This is a genomic window from Anoxybacillus amylolyticus, assembly GCF_001634285.1.
GTDB classification, from domain to species: domain Bacteria; phylum Bacillota; class Bacilli; order Bacillales; family Anoxybacillaceae; genus Anoxybacteroides; species Anoxybacteroides amylolyticum.
The window spans coordinates 1,308,873-1,325,437 of record NZ_CP015438.1 but is presented as its reverse complement, the minus strand read 5'-3'; the positions used below and the strand labels follow the sequence as shown (position 1 = coordinate 1,325,437).

Here is a 16,565-nt window from a genome sequence, read left to right as displayed (position 1 = left end):
TCCCTTTCTGATATAAATCCCCTTTACTCAACCTTCAAGCTCATTAAATATTTCGTTAGTGCGTTGATTTGGTCATCCGTTAAGTTGCCATATGTACCCGCCATTTTATTGCCAGGCTTTACACTATTCGGATCTTTTAACCATTTCTTTAAGTTTTCTTCATTATGATCTAAAATACCAGCAATGCGTGTACGATCGCCAAAGTTTGCTAAGTTTGGCGCTGTCCGTGCTTGTTCTGGACGTTTGTCCACTGGGCTGACTGCATGGCAGCCGATACAGCTTTTGTTAAAAATCGCTTCCCCTTCTTTTGCGACTGAATCTGTCACTACTGGTTTTGCGTTTTTCATTTTTTCTACCCACTGATCAAAGTCGGCGCGCGGAAGCGGTTTTACTTTGAAATCCATCAATGCGTGCGATGGACCACAAAGCTCTGCACATTTTCCGTAGAAAATGCCGCCTGCTTTATCCGTCGCTTTTTGATCGAATTCTAACCAAAACTGGTTTTTGTTGTCTGTGTTCGTATCCATTTTTCCACCGACAGCTGGAATCCAGAAAGAGTGCTTTACGTCGGAAGCTTTTAAGTTAAAATACACCCGTTCGTTCGTTGGAACGACTAGCTCTTGGCTTGTAATAATACCGTAGTCAGGGTATTCAAACTCCCACCAATAAAGATTTGCGCGTACGTTGACAACCACCGTATGTTTATCGCGCTTCTCTTTATTCATTGGCTTCACATCAGCAAGTTTGAACGTGGCTGACACTGTCGGAACAGCTAAAATGATGAGCAAAATGATCGGGATGACTGTCCACACAATTTCTAACGTGTGGCTTCCTTCCACTTGCTTTGGAATTTTCTTTTCTTCGCCTTTGCGTTGTCGGAAGCGAACAACGACGTACACGAAGATAATCGTTACAACAATAATAACGAGAACCATAATGGCTGTGCTAAGCAGCATGAGCGAATACTGCATATCTGCTACTTCGCCGGCCGGCTGAAGTGTCGACAAAAACGGCTTGCCGCAACCAGCTAACAGAAGCGCCATTACACTAAAAAGAGAAAATAAGCGCCAATTCAGTAGCCATTTCTTCATAGCCTAATCAAACCCCTCTTTCAATTTAAATAATATATGAATTCTTTCTCTAAAGAAGTGAAAGAATTTTAAACCCATTAATCAATGGCCGCGATGACCATCGTAACAAATAAAATCGTCAAATAGTTTAAGGAGTAGACGAACATCCACTTCGCCCACTTTAGATCATCTTTCATCTTAAATCCATATAGTCCTAATGCAAGCCAACCAATGTTTAGCAACGTGGCAATGACGAGAAATGCCTTTCCAAGCGGAAATAAATAAAACGGAAGCGGCAACAAACAAGCCACCCATACGACAATTTGCCGTTTCGTAATCGCAAACCCATGCACGACCGGCAACATCGGGATTCCCGCTTTACGATATTCCTCGCATCGCTTCATCGCAAGCGCTAAAAAGTGCGGCGGTTGCCATAAAAACATTAATAAAAACAATACGAGTGGCACGATGTGAAAATGCGGATCGACCGCCGTCCAACCAATAACCGGTGGAACTGCACCAGAAACACTGCCAATGACCGTATTTAATGTATTATTCCGTTTCGACCACATCGTATATAAAAATACATAAGTGATTACTCCAATAAGCCCAACGATGGCAGCTGTTACTGTCGTCATTAACAAACTGAGTGTTCCAATTACTGTCAACAAAATACCAAACCATAGTACATGTTTTGGCTCCATCGTCCCTTTAACAGTTGGTCGCTTTTTCGTTCGTTCCATCAAATGATCAATATCGCGGTCAATGAAGTTGTTCAACGCACAAGCTCCCGCAATGATAAGAGCAGAGCCGAACAACGTAAAAAAGACAGTTTGAAGGTTTTCTAAAAAACCTTCTCCCATATAATAAAACGCTAGCCACAATCCAGTGAATGTCGTAATTAAATTAGAATTAACAATCCCAATTTTGACAACGGAAAGAACATCTTTCCAAATAGCTGCTACTGACAGTTTTCCCGTTTTTTCGTCAACTTCAATCGAAGAAGCTGTTTCATTCGTCATTTTTCTTCCTCCTTCCTCCGTTGCTTTGCGAAACGGAAGGTAACATGAATACGTTTACAACGATAAAATAGATCCTAATGTATTTTAACACATTTTTTATGGTTAATATAAGTCATAAAGTTCCTTTCTCTATATATTAAATCACATTTCTTTGTCTAAATGTGAACTTTTTTTGAACAATTTGTGTCAAAAAAATGGCGAAAACATCCGTTTTTTTATCTGTCCATTAATATTTCTAGCAAACTCTTGAATAAGATTCAATATTTTTCACAATAATAAACGTTTATTTGTTTTTTACTTTTATCATGTTGTAAAATAATGTTGTTTGTTGTCGAAATTGCCCTACAGGCTTGTTTCGTGTAAGATAAACGTATACTTTACAAGATTATTGCCAAAATAATTACTTTCCAACACAAGTAGGTGAAGAATTTTGCAACGCACGTTAAAATGGTTTGCGGTAGTGACAACGGTTGCGATGTTGTTTGTGCTAATCGGTGGTGCGCTCGTCACAAAAACTGGTTCCGGAATGGGATGCGGACGCTCTTGGCCGCTTTGCAACGGGGAACTTGTCCCATCCGATATTACGCCAGAGTTAGTGATTGAGCTTAGCCATCGGCTAGTGTCCGGACTTGCCGGCTTCTTAGTACTTGTTTTATCCGTCTGGTCATGGCGGGCAATCGGCCACATTCGGGAAACAAAATTTTTGGCCACGGTTTCTTTTGTTTTTCTTGTCCTTCAAGGGGTGATTGGGGCAGCAGCAGTCGTCTGGGGGCAATCTGATTTTGTGCTTGCTTTGCATTTTGGTATCTCACTCATCTCGTTTGCGTCTGTGTTTTTATTGACGCTATTAATTTTTGAGATTGACAAAAAGTTTGATGCAGAATCACTAGTGCTCGATGGAAAAATGAAGCAGCACATCTATGGAATCATTGCATATTGTTATGTCGTCGTCTATACAGGAGCACTTGTACGCCATAAACAAGCAAGTTTGGCATGCCCGAGCTGGCCGCTGTGCTCGCGTTCGCGCCCTTTCCCCGTTCAGCTTCATGAATGGGTACAAATGGGGCATAGACTAGCTGCTGGATTGATTATTGTTTGGATTCTCATCGCCACGATCCGCGCGGTGAAATACCATAAACATCAGCGCGTCATTTATTGGGGATGGATTGTTTCGCTTATACTTGTTTTACTGCAAATGACAACCGGTGCATTAATCGTTTTTACGCAGTTGAACTTATTTATTGCATTAGCACACGCCTTTTTCATTTCATGCTTATTTGGCGTACTAAGCTACTTACTTCTTCTTGCCATCCGTAGCAAACGAAACGAACAGTATGTGTCGACGTCCGCGAACCATACGTCTAAAAATGCGAAATAAAAGGGGGCTGACCCAAAACGCGAATGCGTTTTGGGATTAGCCCGATTTTTTTTACACCAAAATAGAAGAATCGCCCTTTTTTCTGGTAGAATAGAGTCACCACAACAACTATCACCGGAAAAGGAGCGATTCTTTTATGAAACATCATCATATTTCTTTTAAAGAGTATACCATGGATAACCTCACGTTGCCAAGCCATATTGCCGATCTCATTCCACCGGATAATATGGCTCACGTGGTTCACGAGATGGTCGAGCGCATCCCGATGGAGACGTTTCTTCCTTACTATAAAGGCGGCGGTACCTCTTCTTATCATCCAAAAATGATGACGAAAATTATCCTCTACGCGTACACCCAAAAAATGTATCATGGCCGAGAAATTGCTCGACAATTAGAAGTACATCTTCCCCTCATGTGGTTGAGTGGGTTTCAAAAGCCGGACTTCCGTTCCATCAATCGATTTCGCTCCGAACGGATGAAAGGGCTGATTGACGACTTGTTCCGAGAAATGATCACCCTGCTTGTCGCGGACGGCTATGTCAACATGGAAGACTATTTCGTAGATGGGACGAAAATTGAAGCGAATGCCAACCGATACACGTTCGTTTGGCGGAAATCCGCCGAGAAATACCAAGAGAAATTACAAGCCAATGTGGATCAGCTCATCGCCCAGATCGATGCGATCGTGGAAGAAGAAAATGCGGAAGAAATCGACGCTTCCCCTGCTTTTACTTCAAAAGAAATCCGAAAGAAAACCGAGGAGTGGGAAAAACGTTTGGAGGCCGAGCCGGACAACCAACCGTTGAAGAAGGCCGTCAAGAAGATGAAGGAAGACTACTTGCCTCGCAGTGAAAAGTACGAACACCAACTCCAAGTATGCGGGGACCGCAACAGCTATTCCAAAACGGATGCGGATGCGACGTTTATGCGTTTGAAGGAGAACCACATGCGCAACGGCCAACTGAAGCCGGCTTATAACGTACAAGTGGGTTCTTCCGATCAGTTCGTTCTGGGGTATTCGCTTCACCAGAGACCCGGCGATACTCGTTGTCTTCTGCCACACCTAGAGACGGTTCGAGAGAAATATGGGGTAGTACCAAAACGCGTGACCGCTGACGCTGTCTATGGTTCCGAGGAAAATTACGTGAAACTCGAAGAGAAAAACATTTCCGCGTTTATCAAGTACAACACGTATGAGAAAGAGAACACACGCAAGGTCAAGAAGAACCCGCACCATCCACAGAATTGGACATACAAGAAAGAAGAGGACGTTTGGATTTGTGCGAACGGGAAAAAACTGGTCCGTATAGGAACTTCGAAGCAGACCACAGAATCTGGGTATACTTCGGTCATCCAGCACTACCAATGCCACGAATGCGAAGGGTGTCCGTTCCGCTCGGTCTGCACAACTTCCAAGTATGGACGTACAACGCAATGGAATCCCGTCTATCACGAACAGAAACAGAAGGCTCGTGAACGACTGGAAAGTGAAGAAGGACAAGCACGATACCGCCAACGCCAAACCGACATTGAGAGTGTGTTTGGGCAAATCAAGCAAAATCGCGGATTTCGTCGCTTTGTCCTCCGAGGCCTCCAAAAAATTTCCATAGAATGGGGGCTTATTTGCGTTGCCCATAATCTCCTCAAGAAAGCCGCTAAGGACAAACAACGGTCCTTAGCGGCATAAACAATGGAAACAAAAGGGGGCGAATCGCCCTTTTATTTAACAAAATATGTAAAAGTAAAGAAAACTGACTCCAAAAGTCCGCTTTTTAGCGGACTTTTGGGTCAGCCTCTTTTATTTCGTTAATTCAATTAATAAGTCGCCCGTTTGAATGGCATCACCGTTTTTTACATAAATATCTTTAACAATCCCTGAAAACGGCGCTTGTACCGTTGTTTCCATTTTCATCGCTTCGGTAATCATTAAATGATCGCCTTTATTGACTTTCTCGTTCGGTTCGACAAGCACTTTCACTACCGTTCCTGGCATCGTTGCCGCAATATGGTTCGGGTCGTTTTTATCAGCTTTAATTCGTTGTGCAACCGCCGTTTTAATACTTTCATCCCGAATGACGATTTCGCGCGGCTGACCGTTTAATTCAAAGTAGACGATGCATGTTCCATCCGCTTGCGGTTGACCGATAGCAACCAATTTAACAATCAACGTTTTTCCTTTTTCAATTTCCACTTCAATTTCTTCTCCAAGCCTCATCCCGTAAAGGAATGTTGGCGTATCGAGAACAGAAATGTCGCCGAATTTTTCAACAGTTTCCGTATATTCAAGAAATACTTTCGGATAAAGAGCGTAAGCAAGCGCATCAAAGTCCGTCACTTGTCTTCCTAATTTATGGAACAATTCTCCTTTCAATTTTTCAAAATCAACCGGCTCTAACAATTCTCCTGGACGGACAGTAATCGGTTCGCGCCCTTTTAAAATAATGCGCTGCAACTCTTTCGGGAACCCGCCCGGCATTTGCCCTAAATACCCTTCAAACAATTCGACAACCGAATCAGGGAAATCAAGCGTTTCCCCGCGCTCGAAAATATCGTTTTCCGTTAAGTTATTTTGTACCATATAAAGCGCCATATCGCCCACTACTTTCGAAGATGGCGTCACTTTCACAATATCGCCGAACATGTCGTTGACGCGGCGATACATCTCTTTTACTTCGTCCCAACGGTCGCCAAGCCCGACTGCTTTCGCTTGTTGTTGCAAATTGCTATACTGTCCACCAGGCATTTCATGGCGATACACTTCCGTATGCGGAGCATTCATGCCGCTTTCAAATTCATGATAATATTTACGCACATCTTCCCAATAACGAGCGAGTTGTTCAAGCCCATCAATGTTAACTTCCGGCGCACGCTCCATTCCTTCAAGCGCATAATAAAGCGTATTAGCACTCGGCTGTGACGTTAGCCCCGCCATTGAACTAACGGCAACATCGACAATATCCACACCTGCTTCAATTGCTTTCGCATACATGTAAATACCGTTACCACTCGTATCATGGGTATGAAGATGAATCGGAATATCCACCGTTTCTTTTAACGCAGAAATAAGCACATAGGCTGCTTGCGGCTTTAATAAACCAGCCATATCTTTAATTGCTAAAATATGGGCACCTGCTGCTTCTAACTCTTTTGCCAACGATTTGTAATAATCTAAGTTATATTTCGGACGGGACGGGTCTAGAATATCACCCGTATAGCAAATCGCCGCCTCGGCGATTTTTCCTGTTTGCCGAACCGCATCAATCGCGACGCCCATTCCTTTTACCCAGTTTAAGCTGTCAAAAATGCGAAAAACGTCAATACCTGCTTGCGCCGATTTCTCCACAAACTCCCGAATGACGTTATCCGGATAGTTTTTGTACCCAACGGCGTTCGCCGATCGAAGCAACATTTGGAAAAGGACATTCGGGATGCGCTCACGTAATTTTAATAAACGATCCCAAGGATCTTCCTTCAAAAAGCGGTACGCAACATCGAAGGTAGCTCCTCCCCACATTTCCAGCGAGAACAAGTTCGGCAATAGCCGTGCCGTCGGTTCAGCAATATGCAATAAATCAGTCGTCCGTACGCGCGTTGCCAACAGAGACTGGTGTGCATCCCGGAACGTCGTGTCGGTCAATAGCACTCGATTTTGCTCTTTAATCCAACGGACAAGTCCTTCTGCCCCACGTTCGTCTAAAAGCTGTTTCGTCCCGCTTTCGATTGGCGACAATTGATCAACTTTTGGAATACGCGGCTTTTCAAACACGGGTTTTTTCTTCTTTCCAATTCCCGGAAAACCATTTACCGTCACATTTCCGATATAAGTTAACATTTTCGTCCCACGGTCTTTCCGTCTTGGGAACACGAACAATTCTGGCGTTGTGTCAATAAACGATGTATCGTACTCTCCCGATAAAAACTTCGGGTGCTGAACGACGTTTTCTAAAAACGGAATGTTCGTTTTTATGCCACGAATCCGAAATTCGCGCAAGTTGCGCAACATTTTGCGCGCCGCTTGTTCAAACGTCAACGCCCATGTCGACAATTTCACAAGCAATGAATCATAATATGGCGTAATAACCGCTCCTTGGAAGCTATTTCCTGCATCTAACCGCACTCCGAAGCCGCCCCCAGAACGATACGCCATAATTTTTCCGGTATCTGGCATAAAATTATTTAGTGGATCTTCGGTTGTGACCCGTGATTGGATTGCATAGCCGTTAATACGAATCTCTTCTTGTTTCGGAATGCCGACTTGTTCGCTATGAAGAGCGTATCCCTCAGCAATTAAAATTTGTGACTGGACGATATCAATGCCAGTAATCATTTCCGTAATCGTATGCTCCACTTGGATGCGGGGGTTCACTTCGATGAAGTAAAATTCCTCGCCAGAGACGAGAAATTCAACCGTCCCTGCATTAACATAGCCAACGTTTTTCATCAGCTTCACAGCTGCATCACAAATTTCATGACGAAGCTTATCCGAAAGCGACACGCTTGGAGCAATCTCGACGACTTTTTGATGACGGCGCTGCACGGAACAGTCCCGGTCGTACAGATGAACAATATTGCCTTCGTAGTCGCCTAAAATTTGCACTTCAATATGTTTCGGACGCTCAATCAACTTTTCGACGTACACATCCTCGCTTCCAAACGCGGCTTTCGCTTCTGATTTTGCACGTTCATACGCTTCTTTTACTTCCGCTTTCGAACGAACGATACGCATGCCGCGACCGCCGCCCCCTAAAGCTGCTTTAATAATGATTGGATAGCCGTATTTTTCGCCAAACCGAACGACTTCCTCTAGACTATGTACCGGTCCATCGCTCCCCGGAATGACAGGGATTCCTGCTAGTTCTGCTTGATGGCGTGCTTTTACTTTATCACCGAACATCTCCAAATGTTCTTCGTTCGGTCCGATAAAAATAATCCCTTCTTCACGACACCTCTTCGCAAACTGAATATTTTCCGAAAGAAATCCGTACCCAGGATGAATCGCATCGACATCATGTGCTTTCGCAATGGCAATGATTCCTTCAATGTCTAAGTACGCTTCAATCGGCTTTTTTCCTTCCCCCACTAAATACGCTTCATCAGCTTTGTACCGGTGGTAAGAACCTGCATCTTCTTTTGAATAAATCGCAACCGTACGAATTCCTAATTCGTTGCAGGCACGAAAAACGCGAATGGCAATTTCGCCTCGATTTGCTACTAATACTTTCTGAATGTTTTGCGTGTTCATTTGTTCTTCCTCTCCTCCTTTCTAATAAAACTATAACGGTTTGTCACTTTTGTAAATACATTTTCTAAAAAGTCAGACCTTTTTCTGATTGTTTTTTTATAATTTTCTCTTTATGTACGTGTTTATACTTCGCCTCATACTTCGTAAACATCGATATATTCACCAGTACACCTAGCGATGTCATAAACAGCACAAGCGCTGACCCTCCATAACTTACAAGCGGAAGTGGCACCCCTGTGATTGGAATTAATCCTGTCACTCCTCCGATGTTAATAAACGTGTGAATGCCAATCATCGAAGAAATGCCAATCGCAAGCAAACTGCCGAACGCATCATCACATTTTCGAGCAATGTAAAGCCCGCGTAACACAATAAATGCTAACAGTAATAGCACAAATGCGACACCAAATAACCCTAGCTCTTCCGCAATAATGGCCATAATAAAATCGGTATGTGATTCCGGCAAATACCCGTATTTTTGAATACTTTTGCCTAGACCAACACCCTTTAATCCACCTAGACCGATGGCTAAATACGAATTCACCAGTTGAAATCCTGCGTCATCGCTATATTTAAATGGATCTAAAAACCCATAAATACGCGAAATTCTTTCTTTCGAAAAAATTTTGTCCCAAATAAACGGAAGGGTAAACGGCGCACAGGCTAAAGCAATTATTCCAAAAAATAATACTTGCTTAAAAAGAAGACGAAACTTTAGTCCCGACGATAAAATAATGCACGACGCAATCAACAACACAATCATCGCTGTCCCGAAATCAGGCTGAATTGCTATTAAAAAACAAATGCCTAGCGTATAGTAAATAGGGAATAGCTGCCCTTTTATTGATTGCTCCATTCTTCTTTGCTTATTGGCAAATGCTGCTGCTAAATAAACAATCAAACCGAGTTTCACAAGCTCTGCTGGCTGTACACTAAAAAAACCAAATCTAAACCAGCTAGTCGCGTTATTAGCTGTATGACCAATGAAATCAACAGCAATGAGCATCAACGGAGAAATAACAAAAATTACTTTTACCACTTTTTTTCTTAACAATATTTTGTAAGGGATTATCGCTGAAAGGAGGAAGAACGCCACAGAAGCGATAAGCCATAGTTTTTGCTTTTCATAAAAATAATCGCTCGGTACACCAAATCGTGTTACAGCTGACACCATACTGGAGCTATACACCATAATTAAGCCAAAAATCGCTAACATCCAAACAGAAATAATGAGCGGATAGTCGTATGATTTCATGATGTTTCGAATGAGTTGTTTCTCCATCTTCCCTCTTCCTTACTGATGTTGTACTTATACTATTTCGCATCCCATTTTTATTTTCCTTCTAAAAACACAAAAACTCAAACGATTGGTGCTATCTTCAACCGTTTGAGTTAGTTATCGTTATCGTACGCGTTTTTTTGTTGAAGCTTCATGAAGCACGGACAACTCCCGTTCTAACGAGTCAAGAAGTGCTTTTCCTTCCTTGTCATCGACAAGCCCTAAGCGAACAGCAAAGTCGATTTCCCGCGATAGTCCGAACATTTGCGTGTCGAGCACTTCTTCATAGAGAGGACACTGGGGCATCGTTAAATTGTCCAGTTGTACTTGAATGAGTTTCACAATTTTATCCGCATCCGCTTTTAGAAGCGCGTACGCTTTTTCACGATAATTAATCGTTTCGTCCGTCACGTTGATCCCTCCGTTCTCCCCTAATCCTTCTTTAAATCTTATCGTGAATCGAGAAATTTTGCAAGACGAAACCATTGCCACCGCTTTCACATGACAAATCCTTTACTTATCATTATACTAAAAATAGTGTCATTTTTCGCTGCTTAAAACAAAGGGAAATATGGAAGAAAGGAGGGAGACAGAGTGGATCGTATTATTCCAATTAAAGGAAAAGTGAAATTTCCGATTACGCTCGACCCTAGCGTCTGGATTTTTGATGATCGGAAAGTAGAGCTAGAGGCGTATTTTTCTGGAACTCCCGTTGATCAAACGAAAGAAGAGGAAGATATTCAAAAAATATCTGCATATTGGGATCGCGAAATTCAAGAAGGAGCCGTCTTTCCACCAACGTTAAAAACAGAGAAAACGTTTGCTAAAGAAAAACTACTTACCGGAACGTTTATCATGCGGCTTGCTCCGTTTTTACAAAACGCTGAGGTGCTTCCAGATGCAACAACGTTCGTCATCGCCACGGAAAACGGCGATGTTGAAATCCCGATTGAAAAAGCGTACGACGTCATCCTTTGTTTTTCAAAAGAAGGAAAACCGATAAAAGAAGACGGACCTATTCATCTTTATTTCGGCGACGGCTCTAACCGAGAGCAACCGATTACACACGTCCGGCAATTCATCGTTCGCTAGCGACAACGAGGCTGTCCAACTAGGACAGCCTACAATAAATCAGCGGCCAACTGCGCCAATCCCGAACGCTCCCCTTTAATCAACCGAACATGCCCAGCAATTTTTTGGTCTTTAAATGTTTCAACGACATACGTTAACCCGTTGTTGTATTCATCTAAATATGGATGATCGATTTGTTCTGGATCGCCCATTAAAATAATTTTGCTCTTTTCCCCAACGCGCGTTAAAATGGTTTTCACTTCATGCTTCGTTAAATTTTGCGCCTCGTCTATAATAATAAACTGCTCCGGCAAACTGCGACCGCGTATATACGTAAGTGCCTCTACTTCAATGGAACTCATCCCGGCTAAAATCGCATCAAGTTCCCCCGGTTTTTTCGTGTTAAATAAATACTCCAAATTATCGAAAATCGGCTGCATCCATGGACGTAGTTTTTCTTGTTTTTCCCCCGGCAAAAAGCCGATATCTTTGCCGACAGGGACAATTGGGCGCGCAACAAGTAGCTTTTTGTATTTACCGAGATCTTCTGTCTGCATGAGCCCAGCAGCTAACGCCAGCAGCGTTTTTCCTGTGCCTGCCTTCCCAATTAATGTAACGAGCGGCAAGTCTTCGCGCATTAACAATTCAAATGCCATCGTTTGTTGGACGTTACGCGGACGGATTCCCCAAACATGCTCATGAGGAAACGTGAGCTTCTTCACTTTTTTCCCTGTATGGTCAACAATGCCGACAGCAGAAGACGAACTGCCAAGCGCATCTTTCATAATGATAAATTGGTTCGGATAAAACGGGTGATTGGCAATTTCCGAGAGCACGAGCTCCCCTTTTTCATAAAAACGGCTTAAATGTTCCGTATGAATATATAGCTCTAAAAATCCAGTGTAAATATGCTCAATATCAACCACTCGATCGTTTAAAAAATCTTCTGCTTGCAAACCAATTGCGTCTGCTTTGACACGAACGAGAGCATCTTTGCTTACTAAAATGACCGAGCGACCATCTTCTTTTTCTTGTTCTTCAAGCGCTAAATTTTTCGCGACTGCTAAAATACGATTATCATTCGTTTTTTCCACAAAAATATCTTGCAGCTGCTGAAACGAGCGATGATTTAATTCAATGCGGAGTACGCCTCCGTTATCGAGCAAAATTTTTTCATGCAATTTCCCGTTTTCGCGCAGACGATCAATTAACTTCGATACTTGCCGCGCATTTCTACCAACTTCATCCATATATCGTTTTTTTGAATCCACTTCTTCTAATACAACCGCAGGGATAACGACTTCGTTATCTTCAAAAGAAAAAATAGAATAAGGATCTTGTAAGAGCACATTTGTATCGAGCACATATATTTTATCGCCCAAATTCCCACGCCCCCATTTCATTTAATATGTTCGCTTTGGACGGGATTGTTGTTATATAGTATGAAGGAACGTATAAAGATAGAAGGTTGGCCACAAAATAAAATTAAAAACAGAACGAGGTGTCAAAGATGAAACGTTTTTACGTTTTTATGGCGGCTTTCTTTCTTTTAACAAGCTGCAGCATCGGAGAGCAACGGTCCCCTAATGAGTCGCTCGTCCGAGTCAAAAATACCGTCAACGAAAAGGTGCAAACGAAATCCGGGCAGCAAATTGCTCACCATTTGGCCGATTTAGCGAACCGCGTCCCAAACGTGGAGGATGCGACGGTTCTTGTGGTCGGCAAATATGCGGTCGTCGGTATTGATGTAAATGATAACATTGACCGCTCGCGTGTCGGAACGGTGAAATATTCCGTCGCCGAGAGTTTACAAAAAGACCCGTATGGCGCCAATGCGATCATTATCGCTGATCCTGATTTATATACACGGTTCAAAAACATCGCCCGCCAAGTAGATAACGGGCGCCCTGTGCAATCAGTGATGAACGAATTGGCGGCTATCGTCAGCCGTGTCATGCCAGAAATCCCTAGCGATTTTCTGCAAACAAAAAATCCAGCACCAACCAAAGAAAATAACGCCGAACTGAATAAAACAGAAGAAAAACAGTTACACAACGGACAAAATAAACAGTCGAACGACTATTTAAATAAATGAGAGCCTAGCCATCGGCTAAGCTCTTTTTTATTGGTCAATCATCCCATCTGTTTTTAGGCGTTTCTTAAGGCGGTCATTACTTGATTGTCCAATTTCGCTGCCGCTTGAGCATCGTACGTTTTTTCGTACTTCGGCTCGACAGAAATTTTCGCGCCATAAAACATGACATCCCGCACTTCGGTAATCTCGATTTCGACAAGCGCTAGTTTGAGCGGAACTCCTTCCATTTTCTCGATTTTGACGTGTGCTTTTCCGCTAATTGAATACGTCGATTCGTTCGCAATTAACGTGATAACAACCAATGGGTTTTTTTGAATGTTTTGCACGATACGTGAACGGTTATCGACGGCAAAATAAAGGCGCTTTTCGCTCGGTGCATATATCCACGAAATCGCGCTCACGTTCGGTCCGCCCGTTTCATGATCAATCGTGGCAATCGTGACAAACCGTTCTTTTTGTAGCGCTTGAAAAAGCGGCTCAATTAACGTTTGTTCTACCTCATTAGCCAAAAAAAACACCTCCTACATAGTGATAATTTTATCATACCTATTTTCTCCAAAGTTGCAAAGAAAAATGATATAATCAAAACATAATGTAGCAATGAGGTGTGCGATGAGGGTAAAATGTGTTCTTTGCGATCAACTAAATGTCATTGACGATGAGTCGTTATTAGCTAAGCGGTTACGCAACCGCCCGATTCATACGTATATGTGCGATACGTGCTATGAACGAATTGCCGAAAAAACAAAGGCGCGTCTTGCAACTGGCAAATTTCGCATCTATCGTTCCGCAACGACGCACGAAGATTGGTAAAAGCACCGCGCATGATGCACGGTGCTTTTGTTACGTCGTCGGGTAGTTAATATATTTCTCAGGCTCTCGTTCGATTTGTTCAAGCATAACTTCAATCAATTCTACCGGAAAACGCGCCGTTTTCCACTCGCCTTCTTTTTTATAGTGAATCGTATACATCAGATCCTCTTTCACGACGTTTATGTCTGTAACGTGAAAGTCAATTTGTAAAATAGCGCGGAAAAAAGCAGCTGTGTCTTGTGCAGCTGTGTCCTCCGGTCGCGCATCGGCAACGACTTGAATCGTCAGCCAATTATAAAGGGCGTCTTGCAATGACTTCATTCCATCACCGCCTTATTTTCTGTTTGCGCCGCACAACACTGCATTTTTTTAATCAACACCGTTATTTGTATTTTGTTTTTTCGCTTGATGTAGGCGAATTTTATAAATCGTTAAAATAAGCGCGGCGACAACTAACCCTTCCGCAATAGGCAAAAAGACAGCAAAAAATGTTAAAATGGTACAGCCTAACGCCAAGAGCACGTAAATGATGACGTTTTTTAGTACAGGCAGTTTTTTCGCAAACCCAAGCCGATACACAATGGCAGATAAAATGAGCACTGTAATATACAACAGCCACATCCCTTGCTTCGGGTTCGTATGCACTTCGTATAGCGATGCAAAGAAGGAAAGCCGCTCTAACATGTTATCTCCCCCTTATTTCGCCTGTTCCGCCGCTTTCTTTTTCTTCGCTAACTTCTCACGCTCGTTCTTATCTAAAATCTTCTTGCGCAAGCGAATCGATTGCGGCGTCACTTCACAATATTCATCGTCATTTAAATATTCAAGCGCCTCTTCGAGCGTCATGATGCGCGGCTTTTTCATCGTCACCGTCTGCTCTTTCGTCGCCGAACGAATATTTGTCGCGTGTTTGACTTTACAAACGTTCACGACTAAATCGTTTTCACGCGTATGCTCCCCAACAATCATTCCTTCATACACTTCTGTTCCTGGCTCCACAAAAATCGTGCCGCGGTCTTCGATCTGCATAATTCCATAGGCAGTCGCCTTGCCCGTTTCCATCGAAATAAGCACCCCTTGGCGTCGTCCACCAACAAACCCTTTTTGCACTGGCGCGTAATGGTCAAATGAATGGTTTAAAATGCCGTACCCTCGCGTCAACGACATAAATTCGGTGCGATAGCCGATTAACCCGCGTGCTGGCACTAGGAAAATAAGGCGGACTTGTCCATTTTCTTGATGGACCATATCGACCATTTCCCCTTTACGCATACCGAGAGATTCCATAATCGCCCCCGTATACTCTTCCGGAATGTCAATTTGCACGCGCTCCATCGGCTCACAAAGCACGCCATCTACCTCTTTCATAATGACTTCCGGTTTGGACACTTGTAGCTCAAACCCTTCACGCCGCATATTTTCGATTAAAATGGATAAATGCAATTCCCCCCGACCTGAAACAATCCACGCGTCCGGCGATTCGGTCGGCTCCACGCGCAAACTCACGTCGGTCTCAAGCTGTGTGCGAAGCCGTTCTTCTATTTTACGAGCGGTGACGTATTTTCCTTCTCGACCAGCAAACGGGCTACTATTCACTAAAAATGTCATTTTTAACGTCGGTTCATCAATTCGTAACGTTGGCAACGCCTCTTGATGTTCAATCGGGCATACTGTTTCCCCGACGTTAATGTCTTCCATTCCTGAAACAGCAATAATATCCCCAGCTTCTGCTTCCGTAATTTCGATGCGTTTTAATCCAATGAAGCCAAACAATTTCGTCACCCGAAACGTCTTCACCGACCCATCTAACTTCATTAACGCCACTTGCTGACCGACTTTAATCGTGCCACGAAACACGCGCCCAATCCCAATTCGACCGACATAGTCGTTATAATCAAGCAGCGCGACTTGAAATTGTAGCGGTTCCGTTCGGTTATCGACAGGAGCAGGAATGTGCTCCATAATCGTTTCAAATAGCACCGTCATATCGCTTTCTTGCTGATAGGGGTCTAAGCTTGCCGTACCGTTTAATGCAGAAGCGTAAACGACCGGAAACTCTAGCTGTTCTTCTGTTGCCCCTAGTTCAATAAATAAGTCAATGACTTCATCGACGACTTCTTCCGGGCGAGCAAATTCGCGGTCAATTTTATTAACAACGACAATCGGTGTCAACTGCTGCTCCAGCGCTTTTTTCAGCACGAAGCGCGTCTGCGGCATGCAGCCCTCATACGCATCAACAACAAGCAGCACCCCGTCCACTAACCGCATAATCCGTTCTACTTCTCCCCCAAAATCGGCATGTCCTGGCGTGTCTAAAATGTTAATGCGTGCATCTTTATAATGAATCGCGGTGTTTTTCGCCAAAATAGTAATGCCACGTTCTCTTTCTAAGTCATTGCGGTCAAGCGCACGTTCTTGTACTTGTTCATTTGCACGGAACGTCCCTGATTGGCGCAACAACTGATCGACTAACGTTGTTTTGCCATGATCGACATGAGCGATAATGGCAATATTCCGAAGATCTTCTCGCCGTTTCACTTCATTCAACAGTTTCATCCTCCTGTACGTAAATTGCTCGTTTATTATATCATAAAG

15 protein-coding genes are annotated in these 16,565 nt (G+C 43.3%); 5 read left to right on the top strand and 10 right to left on the bottom strand.

Translation table 11 applies throughout. From position 1 onward, the window contains the following. Positions 1 to 23: 23 nt before the first annotated feature. Together coxB and cyoE are read right to left on the bottom strand one after the other, a co-directional pair. On the bottom strand, positions 24 to 1,091 hold the full coding sequence (coxB, locus tag GFC30_RS06785; RefSeq protein ID WP_066323492.1) for a cytochrome c oxidase subunit II: 1,068 nt from the start codon (positions 1,089 to 1,091) through the stop codon (positions 24 to 26). Positions 1,092 to 1,168: 77 nt separating this feature from the next. Continuing rightward, positions 1,169 to 2,092 (bottom strand): heme o synthase, encoded by a 924-nt coding sequence (gene cyoE / locus GFC30_RS06780; protein ID WP_066323490.1) that lies wholly within the window; start codon positions 2,090 to 2,092, stop codon positions 1,169 to 1,171. 430 nt (positions 2,093 to 2,522) lie between these two features. On the opposite strand from cyoE, the gene GFC30_RS06775 reads away from it, so the two are divergent. Together GFC30_RS06775 and GFC30_RS06770 are read left to right on the top strand one after the other, a co-directional pair. Then, entirely contained in the window at positions 2,523 to 3,470 is a 948-nt protein-coding gene (locus GFC30_RS06775; protein WP_066323488.1) for a COX15/CtaA family protein, read from the top strand. A 136-nt stretch (positions 3,471 to 3,606) separates the two neighbouring features. Next, positions 3,607 to 5,157 carry an IS1182 family transposase gene (locus tag GFC30_RS06770; protein ID WP_409978502.1) on the top strand — a complete coding sequence of 517 codons (1,551 nt, stop codon included), beginning with the start codon at positions 3,607 to 3,609 and terminating at the stop codon, positions 5,155 to 5,157. Positions 5,158 to 5,268: 111 nt separating this feature from the next. On the opposite strand, the gene pyc is transcribed toward GFC30_RS06770, so the two are convergent. From pyc to GFC30_RS06755, 3 genes are all read right to left on the bottom strand, one after another. Beyond that, a complete protein-coding gene (pyc, locus tag GFC30_RS06765) occupies positions 5,269 to 8,712 on the bottom strand; it encodes a pyruvate carboxylase (protein WP_066323486.1) in 3,444 nt (1,147 codons plus the stop codon). Positions 8,713 to 8,776: 64 nt separating this feature from the next. Continuing rightward, on the bottom strand, positions 8,777 to 9,994 hold the full coding sequence (locus tag GFC30_RS06760) for an FtsW/RodA/SpoVE family cell cycle protein (protein ID WP_066323484.1): 1,218 nt from the start codon (positions 9,992 to 9,994) through the stop codon (positions 8,777 to 8,779). 120 nt (positions 9,995 to 10,114) lie between these two features. Beyond that, positions 10,115 to 10,402: an Fpa/YlaN family protein gene (locus tag GFC30_RS06755; RefSeq protein WP_066327203.1), complete on the bottom strand. Its 288-nt coding sequence runs from the start codon at positions 10,400 to 10,402 to the stop codon at positions 10,115 to 10,117. A 183-nt stretch (positions 10,403 to 10,585) separates the two neighbouring features. Between GFC30_RS06755 and GFC30_RS06750 the strand changes: the two genes are divergently transcribed. Next, positions 10,586 to 11,083 carry a hypothetical protein gene (locus GFC30_RS06750; RefSeq protein WP_066323482.1) on the top strand — a complete coding sequence of 166 codons (498 nt, stop codon included), beginning with the start codon at positions 10,586 to 10,588 and terminating at the stop codon, positions 11,081 to 11,083. A gap of 29 nt (positions 11,084 to 11,112) precedes the next feature. Here GFC30_RS06750 and GFC30_RS06745 read toward each other — a convergent pair whose 3' ends face one another. Then, on the bottom strand, positions 11,113 to 12,465 hold the full coding sequence (locus GFC30_RS06745; protein WP_066323480.1) for a PhoH family protein: 1,353 nt from the start codon (positions 12,463 to 12,465) through the stop codon (positions 11,113 to 11,115). Between the two features lie 107 nt (positions 12,466 to 12,572). On the opposite strand from GFC30_RS06745, the gene GFC30_RS06740 reads away from it, so the two are divergent. After that, on the top strand, positions 12,573 to 13,157 hold the full coding sequence (locus GFC30_RS06740) for a YhcN/YlaJ family sporulation lipoprotein (RefSeq protein WP_066323478.1): 585 nt from the start codon (positions 12,573 to 12,575) through the stop codon (positions 13,155 to 13,157). A 53-nt stretch (positions 13,158 to 13,210) separates the two neighbouring features. Here the strand turns inward: GFC30_RS06740 and GFC30_RS06735 are convergent, their stop codons facing one another. Beyond that, a complete protein-coding gene (locus GFC30_RS06735) occupies positions 13,211 to 13,666 on the bottom strand; it encodes a pyridoxamine 5'-phosphate oxidase family protein (protein ID WP_066323476.1) in 456 nt (151 codons plus the stop codon). A 103-nt stretch (positions 13,667 to 13,769) separates the two neighbouring features. Between GFC30_RS06735 and GFC30_RS06730 the strand changes: the two genes are divergently transcribed. Beyond that, positions 13,770 to 13,970, top strand: a complete 201-nt coding sequence (locus GFC30_RS06730) for a YlaI family protein (RefSeq protein WP_066323474.1) — start codon at positions 13,770 to 13,772, stop codon at positions 13,968 to 13,970. 30 nt (positions 13,971 to 14,000) lie between these two features. On the opposite strand, the gene GFC30_RS06725 is transcribed toward GFC30_RS06730, so the two are convergent. Genes GFC30_RS06725 through typA form a run of 3 tightly spaced genes read right to left on the bottom strand, consistent with a single transcriptional unit; the run spans position 14,001 to position 16,526 of the window. Then, the gene (locus GFC30_RS06725; protein WP_066323472.1) at positions 14,001 to 14,291 is read right to left on the bottom strand and encodes a hypothetical protein; all 291 of its coding nucleotides are present in this window, start codon (positions 14,289 to 14,291) and stop codon (positions 14,001 to 14,003) included. A 48-nt stretch (positions 14,292 to 14,339) separates the two neighbouring features. Further along, complete coding sequence (locus GFC30_RS06720; RefSeq protein WP_066323471.1) at positions 14,340 to 14,654, bottom strand: YlaH-like family protein; 315 nt, start codon at positions 14,652 to 14,654, stop codon at positions 14,340 to 14,342. Between the two features lie 12 nt (positions 14,655 to 14,666). Further along, positions 14,667 to 16,526, bottom strand: a complete 1,860-nt coding sequence (gene typA, locus GFC30_RS06715) for a translational GTPase TypA (protein ID WP_066323470.1) — start codon at positions 16,524 to 16,526, stop codon at positions 14,667 to 14,669. Between the last annotated feature and the right edge of the window lie 39 nt (positions 16,527 to 16,565).

Coding starts and splice junctions, on each gene's coding strand:
- coxB (WP_066323492.1), bottom strand. CDS start 1,091: ATGAAGAAATGGCTACTGAATTGGCGCTTATTTTCTCTTTTTAGTGTA.
- cyoE (WP_066323490.1), bottom strand. CDS start 2,092: ATGACGAATGAAACAGCTTCTTCGATTGAAGTTGACGAAAAAACGGGA.
- GFC30_RS06770 (WP_409978502.1), top strand. CDS start 3,607: ATGAAACATCATCATATTTCTTTTAAAGAGTATACCATGGATAACCTC.
- pyc (WP_066323486.1), bottom strand. CDS start 8,712: ATGAACACGCAAAACATTCAGAAAGTATTAGTAGCAAATCGAGGCGAA.
- GFC30_RS06760 (WP_066323484.1), bottom strand. CDS start 9,994: ATGGAGAAACAACTCATTCGAAACATCATGAAATCATACGACTATCCG.
- GFC30_RS06745 (WP_066323480.1), bottom strand. CDS start 12,465: ATGAAATGGGGGCGTGGGAATTTGGGCGATAAAATATATGTGCTCGAT.
- GFC30_RS06740 (WP_066323478.1), top strand. CDS start 12,573: ATGAAACGTTTTTACGTTTTTATGGCGGCTTTCTTTCTTTTAACAAGC.
- GFC30_RS06730 (WP_066323474.1), top strand. CDS start 13,770: ATGAGGGTAAAATGTGTTCTTTGCGATCAACTAAATGTCATTGACGAT.
- GFC30_RS06725 (WP_066323472.1), bottom strand. CDS start 14,291: ATGAAGTCATTGCAAGACGCCCTTTATAATTGGCTGACGATTCAAGTC.
- GFC30_RS06720 (WP_066323471.1), bottom strand. CDS start 14,654: ATGTTAGAGCGGCTTTCCTTCTTTGCATCGCTATACGAAGTGCATACG.
- typA (WP_066323470.1), bottom strand. CDS start 16,526: ATGAAACTGTTGAATGAAGTGAAACGGCGAGAAGATCTTCGGAATATT.